Raw genomic sequence first — 13,814 nt, 5'->3', positions numbered from 1 at the left:
GAAAGCCCCGGCCGTGGCCGGGGCTTGTCGCAGACCTCAGAGCTTTTTGTTGCGCTGCTGGCTCATCATGAACGTGTCGAAATTGTATTCGGCGATCTGCTGATAAAGGTAGTGGTCCTTGCGGAAGGCTTTGATCGAGTCCCAGATCTTCTTGAAATCCGGGTTCTTCGCTTCGATCTCGGCATAGACCTCGTTGCTCTTGTCGAAGCAGGCCGAGAGCACGTCCTGGCTGAAGGGACGAAGCTGCGCGCCGTTGGCGACGAGCTTCTTGATCGCGGTCGGGTTCAGCCAGTCATATTTCGAAAGCATGTCGCTGTCGGTCGCCCGCGCGGCGGTGCGCACCAGAGACTTGTAGCTTTCAGGCAGTTCGTCGAACTTGCCTTTGTTGAACATCAGGTGGACGGTCGGTCCGCCTTCCCACCAGCCGGGATAGTAGTAGAACGGCGCGACCTTCTGGAAGCCGAGCTTCTCGTCATCGTAGGGTCCGACCCATTCGGCCGCATCGATCGTGCCCTTTTCGAGCGCCTGATAGATTTCGCCGCCGGCGATCTGCTGCGGGATCACACCCAGCCGTGACAGGATCGAGCCGGCGAAGCCGCCGACGCGCATCTTGAGGCCCTGCAGGTCGGCGACCGTGTTGATCTCCTTGCGGAACCAGCCGCCCATTTGCACGCCGGTATTGCCGCTGGGCAGCGCGACGAGGTTCTGCTTGGCCATGAACTCGTTGAAGAGTTCGATACCGCCGCCGTGGTACTGCCAGGCATTGCGACCGCGTGCGTTGAGCGCGAACGGCACGTCGGCTCCCAACGCCCAGACCGGATCCTTGCCCCAGTAATAATAGGACACCGTGTGGCACGCCTCGACGGTTCCGGCTGCGGCGGCATCCGCTGCCTGCAGGCCCGGCACGATCTCGTTCGCCGCGAAGACCTGGATCTGGAAATTGCCGTCAGTCGCTTCGGACACGTATTTCGCGAAGGTCGGGCCGCCGCCATAGATCGTATCCAGCCCCTTCGGGAAAGACGATGTCAGCCGCCATGTGATCTTGGGCTGGCTTTGCGCGATGGCCGGCGCGGCAAGCGCCACGGTGCCGGCGCCGGCCAGCGCGCCCTTGGTCAGAAACGATCTACGGTCCATCCAGTCTCCTCCTGTTCTGGATCACCGCAAGAGCTTGCGCTCTCTCCTCGCGCGGTCGATCCCTCGAACCCGACAATACATGGCGAAACCCCCATGTCCAGCAGCCCCGGGCTGGCCCAACATGCCTGTCTGGAAAGCTTCCGGACGATGGATTAAATGGAGGCTGTCATTCAAGCGAAAGCCTGTTCCATGTCCCAGCCGCTCGTCGCGGTCGCCGCCGATGTCCGCCAGTTCGACAACTATGTTTGGCATGCAGCACCCCGGCAATACTTGGAGGCGGCCATTGCCAGTGCCGGTGTCTTGCCGCTGGTGCTTCCCTCCCTCGGCGATCGTCTCGACCTTGACGGCCTGCTCGACCGGGTGGACGGGGTTCTCATCACCGGCTCGAAATCGAATGTGCATCCTTCGCTCTATGGCGAGGAAGCGACGGAAGCCAACGGTCCCTATGATCCTGACCGCGACGCGACCACGCTGCCGTTGATCCGCAAGGCCATCGCGCGCGGCGTGCCGCTGCTCGCGATCTGCCGTGGCATCCAGGAACTCAACGTCGCACTCGGCGGCACGCTTGCGACTGAAATCCAGGAACGCGAAGGCGCGCTCGACCACCGGGCACCGGTGAGCGACGATCAGGATATTCGCTTCGGCATTCGCCAGAGTGTCGAGATCAAACCCGGCAGCTGCCTGGCCGGCATTTTCGGGGCGGGGGAAATCAAGGTGAATTCGGTCCACCGCCAGGGCATCGGCCGGCTGGGGGACAAGCTGCAGGTCGAGGCGGTCGCGAGCGATGGTACGGTGGAGGCGGTTTCCGTGATCGGCGCACCGGGCTTTGCCGTTGGCGTGCAGTGGCACCCAGAATATTGGGCCGCGAGCGACAAGGCGTCGGGTCAGATTTTCCGCGCGTTCGGCAACGCGGCACGAGCCTATGCGACGGCGCGAGACGGAGTGCGCGAAGCGGCAGAGTGACGGTTTGACGAGCGGAACGATCAGGCTCTCGCCTGGACCCCGCGCGTTTCCGCCACCGGCGTCAGGGCCCTTCCCTCATCGAACCAGCTGATCAGATTATTCACCACCAGATCCGCCATCGCATTCCGCGTCCAAACCGACGCCGAGCCCACATGCGGCAGGAGCACGGCGTTGGGCAGCGCCAGCAGTCGCGCAGGCACATGCGGTTCTTTTTCGAACACGTCGAGCCCTGCCGCCTGGATCGTGCCCTGCTCGAGCGCCTCGATCAGGGCCGCTTCGTCCACCGTCGTGCCGCGACCGATATTGATGAACACGCCACTCGGCCCCAGTGCTTTGAGGACGGAGGCGTCGATCGCCTTCTCCGTTTCAGGCGTTGAGGGTGCGACGTTGATCAGCGTATCGACCGCTTCGGCCAGTCCCTCCAGCGTGTCGTAGTAGGTATAGGGCGAGGCTTCAATTGCTCGGCGGTTGTGGTAGCTCACCGGCAATCCGAACGCCTCGATGCGCCGCGCGATGGCCTGCCCGATCCGACCCATGCCGAAGATGCCCACCTTCCGCCCGCGCAGCGTGCCTGGCGTCAGCCGATATGGCCCTTCCTTCTCCCAGTGCCTGTCGCGCAGCCAGGCTTCCGCACGCGGGAATTCGCGCATGGTGTTGATGAGCAGCCCGAGTGCCGTGTCGGCCACTTCTTCGGTCAGCACATCCGGCGTGTTCGTCACCATCACATGGCGCATGGCGGCGTGTTTGGCATCGACCTTGTCATAGCCCACGCCGAAATTCGCGATGATCTCGAGCTCGGGCAGGCGGTCGATCAAACCGGCATCGATGGCGAAGAAGCTCGTGGCAATGCCGCGTGTCTGTTCAACGATCTCTGCAGTGATCGCAGACGGCTCGACGCTCGCCACCTGGACCACCCGGAAATTCTCATGGAGCCGAGCGAGAGCGCGCTCATGCAGCTTGCCCGGCACCAGGATCGTGATGTCGCGTGTCATGATGGCAAACTCCGTTCAGTTGCGCTCGTGGGGCTTTCCGGTCGAGGCGCGGATGCGCAGTTCGGGATGGATCAGTTCCTGCTCGGCGCTGACCTCCTCACCGTTCAACCGCGCAACAAGAGCGGAGGCCGCGCGATGCCCGACCTCGCGCTGACCGTTCCAGACTGTGGTCAGCGCCGGTGTGGCGATAGCCGCCTCTTCGAGGTCGTCGTAACCGATCACGGAAACGTCGCGACCAGCCACGAGGCCAGCCCGAAAAAGACCGTTCATCAGGCCGATGGCAGATAGATCGTTCCAGCATACGGCCGCCGTCGGCTTGCCGGGCAGTGAAAGGAAGCGCTCGGTCGCATCGAAGCCCGCTTGCTTGGTGCGTGGGCCGGGAATGCGCCATGCCGCATCGACCGAAAGTCCTGCCGCTTCCATCGCATTCTTGTAACCCTGATAGCGGTCGCGGCCGGTGGACGTGCCGTCCGTGCCGCCGACCATGGCGATGCGGGTGTGGCCGAGCTCGATCAGGTGCCGGGTGGCGAGTGCGGTGCCGTAGGAGTCGTCGCCTCGAAAGGCCGGCACCGCGGCCCCCTCCACATCACGCGCGATGAGCACGGCGGGCAGCCCATTGTCTTCCGCCATGCGGATATCCTCGGGCGGCGTACCGATGGCGGGCGACATGATCACGCCATCCGCGCCCAGTTGCAGCAACGTGTCCACGAAGTTCCGCTGCTTCTCCAGATCGTCATAATGATTTGACAGGATGAAGGTCTGCCGGGAGCGGTCGAGCTCGGTTTCGATCGAACGCAAAATCTCGGCAAAGAACGGGTTCATGATGTCATGCACCACGACGCCCACAATGCCGGACCGCGACGTGCGCAGGCTCGCCGCCCGGCGGTTGTAGATGTAGCCGATCTCGCGTGCATGCGTCTTGATGCGCTCGCGCGTGGTGCTGGCCACCAGCGCGCTGTCGCGCAACGCCAGCGATACGGTCGCAGTGGATACGCCCAGCGCGTCCGCAATGGTGGACAGCTTGATCTTTTGCGCCAGTGTCCCGCTCCCCAGTCCGGCCGTGATTTAAACTGTTTAGACGGCCATAGAGACTGGAAACGAGAAAATCAAATTCCGGCGCCCAAGGATTCACACATCCTTGTCGGCATCGGCGGCCTGCTCGGCCTGCGAAAGCTCCGACGCGGCGATGGCGAGCGGCACGGAAAGCTCGTCGCCGTCATCATCGTGATCGTCGACGGACGCGCCATCGGTCAGGTTCGCCTCGATGCGCTGCAACAGCTTCATCAGGGCCTTGCGGTCCTTCTTGTCGAAATCCTTGAGCGCCTGCTTCTCGGTCTTCTTCACCGCGTGCTCGATGTCGCGGATGGCCTCGCGACCGGTTTCGGTGAGGAACACGTTGGATTGGCGCTGGTCTTCCGACGAGGGCTTCTTTTCGAGATGCCCCTGCGCGCTCAGGCGGTTGATGGTCTTGGTGATCGTCGGCGGCTTCACGCCGAGACGTGCCGCGAGTTGTCCTGGCGTTTGGCCGTCCTCGGCATGCAGGGCGAGCATGATCCCGTCCTGACCGGCATGAAAACCGTGCCCGTTCAACCGGGAAGCGAGTGCCGTGCGCACCAGCCGTGCGGCACCATGCAGCTGACCGATCGTTTCGCTGCGTTTGGCTTTGGCCTTGACCATTCCTGCGAAGCCCCTGAAACCTCTTTCGCCGGCTAGGCTCCTAGCAATGTTGAATGACACTTTGATGACAGTTCGGTGACAGAACTGTCATTTGTTAGCAGGCTCGCAAAGTGAGGAGAAGGGCCGTGCAAAGCGGCTCGACTGCTCCTATATGGGCGCAACCTGTTTCTCAAGGACGCTTCCCCATGAGCCAGACCGCAACCGCTCCCGCAGCCTCCACTGCTGCCGCCCAGATCCCTGTGACCGTACTGACCGGCTATCTCGGCTCGGGCAAGACCACGCTTCTGAACCGCATTCTCTCGAACACCCAAGGCAAGCGCTATGCGGTGATCGTCAACGAATTCGGCGAGATCGGCATCGACAACGACCTGATCGTGGAATCCGACGAGGAAATCTACGAGATGAACAATGGCTGCGTGTGCTGCACCGTGCGCGGCGATCTCGTGCGCGTAGTGGAAGGCCTGATGCGCCGGCCCGGCCGTTTCGACGCGATCGTCGTCGAAACCACGGGCCTCGCCGACCCCGCCCCTGTCGCGCAGACCTTCTTCATGGACGAGGATGTGCGCGCGAAGACGCGTCTCGATGCGGTTGTGGCGTTGGTCGATGCCAAGCACCTGCCGCTGCGCCTCAAGGACTCCAAGGAAGCCGAGGACCAGATCGCCTTTGCCGACTTGGTAGTGCTCAACAAGCTCGATCTCGTGACACCGGAAGAACTCGCCAAGGTCGAAGCTACGATCCGCGCCATCAACCCTACCGCGCGTATCCACAAGACGGAGCGCTCGGGCGTGGCATTGGAATCCGTGCTCGACCAGGGCGCTTTCGATCTCAAGCGCGTTCTCGAAGACGACCCGCATTTCCTGGATGCCGACGATCATCATCATGACCACGATCACGAATGCGGCCCGGACTGCAATCACGACCATCACGGCCACGATCATGGCCACCATCATCACCACGGTGAGGTGTCGGACATCCACGACATCTCCGTGCGCTCCGTTTCCCTGCGCGCCGGCGAAATGGACCCGAAGAAGTTCTTTCCGTGGATCGAGAAGATCACCCAGATCGATGGGCCCAACATCCTCCGCCTCAAGGGTATCATCGCCTTCAAGGGCGATCCGGACCGCTATGTGCTTCAGGGCGTTCACATGATCATGGAAGGCGACCACCAGCGCCCCTGGAAGGATGGCGAAGCGCATGAGAGCCGGCTGGTCTTCATCGGCCGCGAGCTTGACGAGGAAAAGCTCCGTCGCACCTTCGACGCCTGCCGCGCCTGATCCATGCCCACAGTCGCACCGCTCGACCTCGACGGCCACTGTGTGGCCGCCGGGTTTCTTCAGGACATCCCGTTCTTCGCATTGGCCGATGGCACGATTCATCGGCTCGACAATGGACACAGGCAGGCGCAGGCTCATGATGGGCTGCTTTGTGCGGCCTTCGACGGAGCCACGCGCCTTCTGACAGGCGGCGAGGACGGCAAGGTCGTTGCCACCAGGGCTGGCGGCGAAAGCGAGACGCTGGGCGAGACTCCACGCAAATGGATCGGCGCCGTGGCATCCGGCCCGCAAGGTGCCATCGCATGGGCTGCCGGGCGCAACGCCACGGTGCGCCTCGCTGACGGCACACTCAAGGAATTCGCCCATCCGCGCACGGCCGAAGGTCTCGCCTTCGCGCCCAAGGGGCTGCGTCTCGCGGTTGCCCGCTACAACGGCGCGACGCTGCATTTCCCGAACGCGCAGGGCAAGCCGACCGAACTGGAATGGGGCGGCGCGCATACCGGCGTGACGTTCTCGCCCGACGGCAACTTCCTCGTCACCGCGATGCAGGAAAATGCTCTGCACGGCTGGAAGCTGGCCGACGGCAAGCACATGCGCATGACTGGCTACCCGGCCAAGGTGAAGAGCCTGTCATGGAGCGCCAAGGGCCGCTGGCTCGCCTCGTCCGGGGCGCCGGCCGCGATCCTCTGGCCATTTCAGGGCAAGGACGGCCCGATGGGCAAGGCGCCGCTCGAACTCGGCACGCGGGGCGACACGATGGTGACCGCCGTTTCCTGCCACCCCTCCGATGATATCGTCGCCATTGGCTATGCCGACGGCATGGTGCTTGCCGCCCGCTTCACTGATAGCCGCGAGGTGCTGTTGCGCCGCGCGGGCAAAGGTGCAGTGACGACGATGAATTGGGACAGCGGCGGCCAGCGTCTTGCTTTCGGCGGCGAGGAAGGCCAGTGCGGCGTGATCGACATCTCCGCCTGACAGATCGGCCCCGGACAGACCAATCCATGACCGCCTCGCCTTCCGGCTCCAGCACTTCCGAGGCTCAACGCTTTCTGGATGCCCATCCGGAGATCGAGGCGGTCGATATCGTGCTCTCCGATCTCAACGGCGTCGGCCGCGGCAAGATCATCCGCCGCCATGAGTTGATGGGGCTGTATGAGGAAGGCCGGCATGTGCCGGTCTCGATCATGGCGCTCGACATCACCGGCGAGGACGTTCACGAAACGGGCCTCACCTGGGAACAGGGCGACAAGGACCTGCGCGTCTGGCCGGTGCCCGGTACGCTGGTGCCGCTTCACGGCACGACCCCACCCCGCGCGCAGGTCTTGGTGACGCTGTTTGCGCTCGATGGCACGCCCTTCGGCGTCGATCCACGCCATGCGTTGAAAGCCCAGGTCGATCGCCTGGCCGATCGCGGCCTCTCCGCAGCCGGCGCGTTCGAACTCGAATTCTTTCTGCTTTCCAACGAGCGCGATGCGGATGGCCGCATCCAGCCTGCACGTGCGGTGGTCGATGGCCGCGCCAGCACCAAGACGGAAGTCTATTCCGTGGATCACCTGCACGGCATGGAGCCGCTGGTGTCCGACATCTATCGTGCGGCAGCGATCCAGGGCATTCCGGTCGAAACCCTCATTTCGGAGTTCGCCCCCGGCCAGTACGAACTGACCCTGCGCTACCGCCGCGACATGCTTCGCGCCGCCGACGACCTCGTCATGCTCAAGCGCCTCGTCCGTGCCCAAGCGCGCCGCCACGGCGTTGCCGCCTGCTTCATGGCGAAGCCCGTGGAAGCCTATGCCGGCTCCGGCATGCATTTCCACGTCTCGCTCTGGGACGACGCCAAGCGCAACATCTTTGCGGAAATCGGCGACGAGCGCTTTGCCTCCAATCTCCTCCACGGCCTCGGCGGCCTTTCCGCCACTTTGTCCGAGAGCATGCTGGTCTTTGCACCTCATGCCAATTCCTGGCGCCGTTTCGTGTCCAATGCCTATGCCCCGGTCGCAGCAAGCTGGGGCGTCAACAACCGTTCAGTCGCGTTCCGCGTGCCCGCAGGCTCGCCGACGAACCGCCGCGTCGAGCACCGCGTCGCGGGCGTCGATGCCAACCCCTATCTCATTGCCGCGGTCACACTTGCCGGGCTGATGAAAGGCCTCGACGATCGCCTCGATCCGGGTCCTGAAACCACCGGCAACGGTTACGCAGCCGATGCGACGAGTTCTGCTATTCCGTCCGACTGGCGTTCGGCCATCGAACTCGCTGCCGGCTCCGCCTTCCTCGAACAAGCTCTCGGCGCGCCGAGCCACCACGCCTTCGTCGCGATCAAGCGCGCCGAATACCTCCGGGTTGCCCGAACGGTAAGCGAACTGGACTACCGGCTTTACCTCCACGAGGTTTGAGCCCCGCCCCGCCCCGCCCCGACCCGGCCTTTGGCCGACCCTTCTGCGCGAACACGGAAAAGTATTTTCCACAGCCCGCCCTCGCCTTTTCTGCCGACAGAACATATAGTGAACATATGGCTCAGCTCAGTGTTCGCGAGAAGTTGGCGGTCCTTTCGGATGCCGCAAAATATGATGCATCCTGCGCCTCGTCGGGCGCAGCGAAGCGCAATTCGCTGAAGTCGGGCGGCATCGGTTCGACGGAAGGCATGGGCATCTGCCATTCCTACGCGCCGGACGGTCGATGCATCTCTCTACTCAAGATCCTGCTGACCAATTTCTGTGTCTACGACTGTTCCTACTGCGTGAATCGGTCGTCCTCGAATGTGCGGCGCGCCCGGTTCACACCGAAGGAGGTCGTCGATCTGACGCTCGACTTCTACAAGCGCAACTATATCGAGGGACTGTTCCTCTCTTCCGGCGTCGTCCGATCGCCTGACGAAACGATGGGCGAAATGGTGGAGGTGGCACGGTCGCTGCGCGAGGACCATCGCTTTCAGGGCTACATCCATCTCAAGACCATCCCTGAGTGCTCGCAGGAGTTGATCGAGAAGGCGGGGCGCTACGCCGACCGCCTGTCGATCAATGTCGAATTGCCGACCGATGAGGGCGTGAAGAAGCTCGCGCCGGAGAAGAAGCCGGAAACGATCCGCGTTTCAATGGCGAAGCTGCGCTCGAAGATCGAGGAGAAGGCCGAGCCGACCTTACAGACCAAGCGTCGCGAGCGTTTCGCGCCGGGCGGGCAATCGACCCAAATGATCATCGGCGCCGACCAGACGTCGGACGAGGGCATCCTCAAGACCTCGGCACGGCTCTATGGTTCCTACCGGCTGCGCCGCGTCTATTACTCCGCCTTCAGCCCGATCCCGGATTCGTCCGCAGCGCTCCCTCTCATGAAGCCGCCGTTGATGCGCGAGCACCGGCTTTATCAGGCCGATTGGCTGATGCGCTTCTATGGCTTCCGTCAGGACGAGATCACCGCCGGTCAGAAGGGCGGCATGCTTGATCTCGCCGTCGATCCCAAGCTGGCATGGGCGCTTGGGCACCGCGCGATGTTTCCGGTGGACGTCAACCGCGCCGACCGCGAAGCGCTTCTGCGCGTGCCGGGCTTGGGCGTCAAATCGGTCGATCGTATTCTTTCTTCACGCCGCCATCGCAAGATGCGGCTCGAGGATGTCGGCCGCCTTTGCGCCTCGATCACCAAGGTACGTCCCTTCATCACCGCTGCCGACTGGTCGCCCGGCAATCTGACCGACAGCGCGAACCTGCGCGGTCGCCTCGCGCCCGAACCCGAACAGCTTTCGCTTTTCTGACGTTCCTCTGGAGCCAGAATGATGAAACACGCCGCAGCCCTCCATCTCGCCCGCTTTTTCGTGGTGCTCGACAGCGAAACCAATTTTGCCGGCTGGCGCGATGCCGCGCGTCGCTTGGTGCTCAACGACGTGCCGCCCGAGGACATTGCCTGGGAGGTGCGCGAGGGTGCGGGCCTGAAGGGTGCTGGCCTGCCGGACATCCCGGAAGGCGCCGAGTTGCGCGTTCCGCGCGAGGCGGTGTCACGTCTCGAAACGGCCTTCTGCCATTCCGACCCGAACCGGTTCGGCTTTCTCTACCGCATCCTCTGGCGCCTGCGGAACGAACCGGAACTGTTGAAGATCGCGTCCGACTCGGATGTTCGGCGCTTCGAGACCATGGAAAAGGCGATCCGCCGCGACATTCACAAGATGCGCGCCTTTGTGCGCTTCCGCAAACTCGGCGAAGGTGATGACGAGCGTTTCATCGCTTGGTTCGAGCCGGACCACTTCATCGTCGAGCGCAACGCACCTTTCTTCGTGCGCCGCTTCACCGGCATGCGCTGGTCGATCCTGACGCCTTACGCCTCCATCGCCTGGGACGGCTCAAGCCTGCTTGTCGGCCCCGGTGCCACCAAGCGCGACCTGCCGCCCGAGGACGGGTCGGAGGAGTTGTGGCAGACCTATTTCCGCTCGATCTTCAACCCGGCGCGTCTCAAGGTAAAGGCGATGCAGGCCGAGATGCCGAAGAAATATTGGCGGAACCTTCCAGAAGCCGCGCTCATTCCTGAGATGATCGCTGGCGCAGAAGGCGCGGCGAAGGAGATGATAGCCAGGATGCCAACCGTCCCAGCCCCTCATCACGCGAAGGTCCAGGCGAAGCACTGGCCCAAGCGCGAGCCGCAAGCCGACAATGACGGCGCGGATGCCGCCACGATCGACGAACTGCACGACGCTGCCATGGGCTGCCGTCGCTGTCCGCTCTGGGAAGGTGCCACGCAGACCGTGTTCGGCGAAGGCCCGGACAATGCTCGGATCGTCTTTGTCGGCGAACAGCCGGGCGATCAGGAGGATATCGCGGGGCGTCCCTTCGTGGGGCCCGCCGGCAAGGTGTTCAATGCTATCCTTGAAGAAGCGCAGATCGACCGGCAGATCACCTATGTGACGAATGCGGTGAAGCACTTCAAGTTCGAGCCGCGCGGCAAGCGCCGCATCCATATGAAGCCGAACACAGGCGAGATCCGCGCCTGTAACTGGTGGCTCAACCACGAACTCGCGCTGATCAAGCCCGATCTGGTGGTGGCGCTCGGTGCAACGGCCGCGCAGGCGCTTCTCGGAAAGGTCGTGCCGATCACCAAGCTGCGCGGGCAGGTGGTGACGCGTGAGGACGGCTTGCAGGTTTATCTCACCGTGCACCCCTCCTTCATTCTCCGCATTCAGGAACCGGCAGCCGCAGCGGATGAGCGGATGCGGTTTCTGAATGATCTGAAGGATGTGAAGAAGCTGATGGGCGTGTAGGGCTCGCCGCTCTGCTGAATTCAACCCCAGTGACGGGGCGGCTCTCAGTCTTCCAGCGCCATATCGCCGTAGGCTACACCCAACTCCCCGCACAGCGCCTCGACCACCACCGCATGGTCCTGTCGCTCCGGCAGTCCCGACACTACCACGGCGCCGACCACCCCCGCCCCCTCGACACGAATGGGGAACCCGCCGCCAGCGAGCACATAGTCGGTGATCGGCAGGCCGGTTCCCACCTTGAACTGCCGGTCCGGGCTACGCTCTTCCAGAACCAGCCCATAGGTGGAACGGTGGAACATCTTCACGACGTTGAACTTGCGCCGTATCCAGTCGACATTCGAGGCGGTCGAACCCGGAAGAGCGGCGAAGAAGAGCGGTCGGTCCCAGAGGCGGACCTCCGCCATGATCGGCCAGTTCTCGGTCAAGCCGCGCTCGCGGATCGCCGAACCGATACGAAAGGCCGTCTGCTCGTCGAAACGAGAAAAGACCAACGCCTTTTCCTGCGCCCTCACCCGGTCCATATCGTCGTGGTGCATATGCCCTCCCGAATATTCAAGCGTCGGTCAGCGCGCTCTTCGCTGCGCGGCCGGCGACATAGGTCTCAGCCACCGCGCGGTCGTCTCCTGCCGTTTGAAGCAGGAACAGTTCCTCGGCAAGCGTTGCGATCCGCTCCATCCGCACCTTCATCGCGGGTGTCGCATTCGCATCAAGCACAACGAGATCGGCGTCGCGTCCCGCTTCCAGCGTGCCCACCCGATCCGCGATCGAGAGCGCCTCGGCATTGCCGCGCGTGAGCTGCCAGAACGAGCCGAGCGGATCGAGCTTCTCGCCCCTGAGCGCGATGACCTTGTAGGCCTCGTCCATGGTGCGCAGCATGGAATAATTGGTGCCGCCGCCGACATCGGTCGCGGTCGCCGTTCGCACGGGATGCGCCCGGCGGCGCATCTCTTGATAGGGATAAAGGCCAGAGCCGAGAAACAGGTTCGAGGTTGGGCAGAACACCGCCACCGACCGGCTTGAGGAGAGGGCATCCGCCTCTCGCGCGCTCAGGTGGATGCAATGGCCGAAAAGGCTTTTCGGCCCCAGCAACCCATAGCGCTCATAGACATCCGTGTAGTCACGCGCCCACGGGTAGAGCTCCTGCGTGAACGCGATCTCGGCGTGGTTTTCGGACAAATGCGTCTGCATGTGCAGATCGGGATGCGCGCGCATCAGCGCTTGCGCTATTTCCATCTGCTCCGGGCTCGATGTGATGGCAAAGCGCGGCGTCACCGCGTAGAGCCCGCGCCCACGGCCATGCCATTCGGCGATCAGCGCTTCCGTGTCGTCATAGGACGACTGTGGGGTGTCGCGAAGCGCTTGCGGGGCGTTGCGGTCCATCATCACCTTGCCCGCGATGATCAGCATGTTGCGCGCCTCGGCTTCCGCGAAGAGTGCCTCGGCCGATGACTTGTGCACCGAGCAATAGGCCGCGACCGTGGTCGTTCCCTGGCGGATCAGCTCATCCAGAAACAGCCGCGCGATACGACGCCCGTGCTGGGCATCCTGGAACCGCGTCTCCTCGGGGAAGGTGTAGCGGTTCAGCCAATCGAGCAGTTCAGTGCCGAAGGACGCCAGCACCTGCATCTGCACGAAGTGGGCATGGGCATCGATGAAGCCGGGCATGATGAGGTGTGGACGATGGTCGATCACCGGAGCATCGGGCGCAGCCGCAACGATCTCCGCGAAACCGCCAGCGGCCTTGATCTTCCCGTTCTCGATCAGAATGCCACCGTCTTCTTCGAAGCGGCAGGCGGCGAGATCGTCCACATCCTCGGGCCGGCGCGTGAATGAGAGCGTGCGGCCACGCAAAAGGGTTCGTGTCATGAAGCAGTGTCCAGGCAATTTCAGGAGCGAATGCGCAACGCATTCCGGCTTTCGCTCTTTCCGACCCTAGAGTGCCCGACAAAGCAAGAGAAGGACGCGCCATGACCGGACGAAAGATCGTCGCCCACCCTTTGACCCGCGAGGGTTTCGCGCCATTCGGCGCGGTGATCGACAAGGAAGGCGGCGAGAGCTATCCGATCAATGGCGGCAAGGCACGTCGCTTCCATGCGCGGGCGAAGACGGATGTGCTCGACGGCGCGGTCGTTCTCAACATCTTCGAGGGCGCCCCCTACCTTTTTCCGCTCAAGCTCGAACTCGTGGAACGCCACCCCCATGGCAGCCAGGCCTTCATGCCGTTGACCTTGGCGCCGTTTCTGGTGGTCGTGGCGGAAGACACGCCCGATGGGCCGGGCGAGCCGCGGGCCTTCGTCACCCATTCCGGCCAGGGCGTTTCCTACAACCGCAACACTTGGCATGGCGTCTTGATGCCGATCGAAGAGGTGCAGGATTTTCTGGTGGTCGATTATGGCGGCGACCAGAAGAACCTCGAAGAGTTCCGCTTCGAGCAGCCTTGGGAAATCCACCTGCCGGGCATGACGGTCTAACGCGCGCCCTCATTCTGGCCCTTTCCCACAACGAGCGAACCGCCTAGCCTTGCACCGTTAGTCGCAG

Annotated in this window: 13 protein-coding genes; 7 read left to right on the top strand and 6 right to left on the bottom strand. The window is 63.3% G+C overall.

The genetic code is table 11. The features are described from left to right. Positions 1-36 precede the first annotated feature (36 nt). Positions 37-1,134, bottom strand: a complete 1,098-nt coding sequence (locus NGM99_RS08065; protein WP_252817857.1) for a TRAP transporter substrate-binding protein — start codon at positions 1,132-1,134, stop codon at positions 37-39. Positions 1,135-1,323: 189 nt separating this feature from the next. On the opposite strand from NGM99_RS08065, the gene NGM99_RS08060 reads away from it, so the two are divergent. Then, complete coding sequence (locus NGM99_RS08060) at positions 1,324-2,097, top strand: gamma-glutamyl-gamma-aminobutyrate hydrolase family protein (protein ID WP_252817856.1); 774 nt, start codon at positions 1,324-1,326, stop codon at positions 2,095-2,097. Between the two features lie 20 nt (positions 2,098-2,117). Here the strand turns inward: NGM99_RS08060 and NGM99_RS08055 are convergent, their stop codons facing one another. The 3 genes from NGM99_RS08055 to NGM99_RS08045 all read right to left on the bottom strand — a co-directional run bounded on the left by NGM99_RS08055 (position 2,118) and on the right by NGM99_RS08045 (position 4,766). Continuing rightward, a complete protein-coding gene (locus tag NGM99_RS08055) occupies positions 2,118-3,089 on the bottom strand; it encodes a 2-hydroxyacid dehydrogenase (RefSeq protein ID WP_252817854.1) in 972 nt (323 codons plus the stop codon). Between the two features lie 15 nt (positions 3,090-3,104). After that, positions 3,105-4,127 carry a LacI family DNA-binding transcriptional regulator gene (locus NGM99_RS08050; RefSeq protein ID WP_252818439.1) on the bottom strand — a complete coding sequence of 341 codons (1,023 nt, stop codon included), beginning with the start codon at positions 4,125-4,127 and terminating at the stop codon, positions 3,105-3,107. A 90-nt stretch (positions 4,128-4,217) separates the two neighbouring features. Beyond that, complete coding sequence (locus NGM99_RS08045; protein ID WP_252817853.1) at positions 4,218-4,766, bottom strand: MarR family winged helix-turn-helix transcriptional regulator; 549 nt, start codon at positions 4,764-4,766, stop codon at positions 4,218-4,220. 185 nt (positions 4,767-4,951) lie between these two features. Between NGM99_RS08045 and NGM99_RS08040 the strand changes: the two genes are divergently transcribed. The 5 genes from NGM99_RS08040 (at position 4,952) to NGM99_RS08020 (ending at position 11,276) form a co-directional block, all read left to right on the top strand. Then, complete coding sequence (locus NGM99_RS08040; protein WP_252817851.1) at positions 4,952-6,040, top strand: CobW family GTP-binding protein; 1,089 nt, start codon at positions 4,952-4,954, stop codon at positions 6,038-6,040. 3 nt (positions 6,041-6,043) lie between these two features. Further along, complete coding sequence (locus NGM99_RS08035; protein WP_252817849.1) at positions 6,044-7,015, top strand: WD40 repeat domain-containing protein; 972 nt, start codon at positions 6,044-6,046, stop codon at positions 7,013-7,015. Between the two features lie 26 nt (positions 7,016-7,041). Beyond that, the gene (locus NGM99_RS08030) at positions 7,042-8,430 is read left to right on the top strand and encodes a glutamine synthetase family protein (RefSeq protein WP_252817848.1); all 1,389 of its coding nucleotides are present in this window, start codon (positions 7,042-7,044) and stop codon (positions 8,428-8,430) included. Between the two features lie 116 nt (positions 8,431-8,546). Beyond that, positions 8,547-9,782: a putative DNA modification/repair radical SAM protein gene (locus tag NGM99_RS08025; RefSeq protein WP_252817845.1), complete on the top strand. Its 1,236-nt coding sequence runs from the start codon at positions 8,547-8,549 to the stop codon at positions 9,780-9,782. An 18-nt stretch (positions 9,783-9,800) separates the two neighbouring features. Further along, a complete protein-coding gene (locus NGM99_RS08020) occupies positions 9,801-11,276 on the top strand; it encodes a UdgX family uracil-DNA binding protein (RefSeq protein ID WP_252817842.1) in 1,476 nt (491 codons plus the stop codon). A gap of 44 nt (positions 11,277-11,320) precedes the next feature. Here the strand turns inward: NGM99_RS08020 and NGM99_RS08015 are convergent, their stop codons facing one another. Next, a complete protein-coding gene (locus NGM99_RS08015; protein WP_252817840.1) occupies positions 11,321-11,812 on the bottom strand; it encodes a heme-degrading domain-containing protein in 492 nt (163 codons plus the stop codon). A gap of 16 nt (positions 11,813-11,828) precedes the next feature. Beyond that, entirely contained in the window at positions 11,829-13,142 is a 1,314-nt protein-coding gene (guaD, locus tag NGM99_RS08010; protein WP_252817839.1) for a guanine deaminase, read from the bottom strand. 101 nt (positions 13,143-13,243) lie between these two features. Between guaD and NGM99_RS08005 the strand changes: the two genes are divergently transcribed. Further along, a complete protein-coding gene (locus NGM99_RS08005) occupies positions 13,244-13,747 on the top strand; it encodes an ureidoglycolate lyase (protein ID WP_252817837.1) in 504 nt (167 codons plus the stop codon). The last annotated feature ends 67 nt before the right edge of the window (positions 13,748-13,814 follow it).

It is taken from the genome of Mesorhizobium liriopis (assembly GCF_024053505.1).
GTDB lineage: Bacteria > Pseudomonadota > Alphaproteobacteria > Rhizobiales > Rhizobiaceae > Mesorhizobium_B > Mesorhizobium_B liriopis.
The sequence above is the reverse complement of the archived record's forward strand: the minus strand, read 5'-3'. Positions and strand labels throughout refer to the sequence as shown.

Excerpts from the sequence above, each read along its gene's own strand:
- NGM99_RS08065 (WP_252817857.1), bottom strand. The coding sequence starts at position 1,134 with ATGGACCGTAGATCGTTTCTGACCAAGGGCGCGCTGGCCGGCGCCGGC.
- NGM99_RS08035 (WP_252817849.1), top strand. The coding sequence starts at position 6,044 with ATGCCCACAGTCGCACCGCTCGACCTCGACGGCCACTGTGTGGCCGCC.
- NGM99_RS08040 (WP_252817851.1), top strand. The coding sequence starts at position 4,952 with ATGAGCCAGACCGCAACCGCTCCCGCAGCCTCCACTGCTGCCGCCCAG.
- NGM99_RS08015 (WP_252817840.1), bottom strand. The coding sequence starts at position 11,812 with ATGCACCACGACGATATGGACCGGGTGAGGGCGCAGGAAAAGGCGTTG.
- NGM99_RS08020 (WP_252817842.1), top strand. The coding sequence starts at position 9,801 with ATGATGAAACACGCCGCAGCCCTCCATCTCGCCCGCTTTTTCGTGGTG.
- NGM99_RS08025 (WP_252817845.1), top strand. The coding sequence starts at position 8,547 with ATGGCTCAGCTCAGTGTTCGCGAGAAGTTGGCGGTCCTTTCGGATGCC.
- NGM99_RS08005 (WP_252817837.1), top strand. The coding sequence starts at position 13,244 with ATGACCGGACGAAAGATCGTCGCCCACCCTTTGACCCGCGAGGGTTTC.
- NGM99_RS08055 (WP_252817854.1), bottom strand. The coding sequence starts at position 3,089 with ATGACACGCGACATCACGATCCTGGTGCCGGGCAAGCTGCATGAGCGC.
- NGM99_RS08060 (WP_252817856.1), top strand. The coding sequence starts at position 1,324 with ATGTCCCAGCCGCTCGTCGCGGTCGCCGCCGATGTCCGCCAGTTCGAC.
- NGM99_RS08030 (WP_252817848.1), top strand. The coding sequence starts at position 7,042 with ATGACCGCCTCGCCTTCCGGCTCCAGCACTTCCGAGGCTCAACGCTTT.
- guaD (WP_252817839.1), bottom strand. The coding sequence starts at position 13,142 with ATGACACGAACCCTTTTGCGTGGCCGCACGCTCTCATTCACGCGCCGG.
- NGM99_RS08045 (WP_252817853.1), bottom strand. The coding sequence starts at position 4,766 with ATGGTCAAGGCCAAAGCCAAACGCAGCGAAACGATCGGTCAGCTGCAT.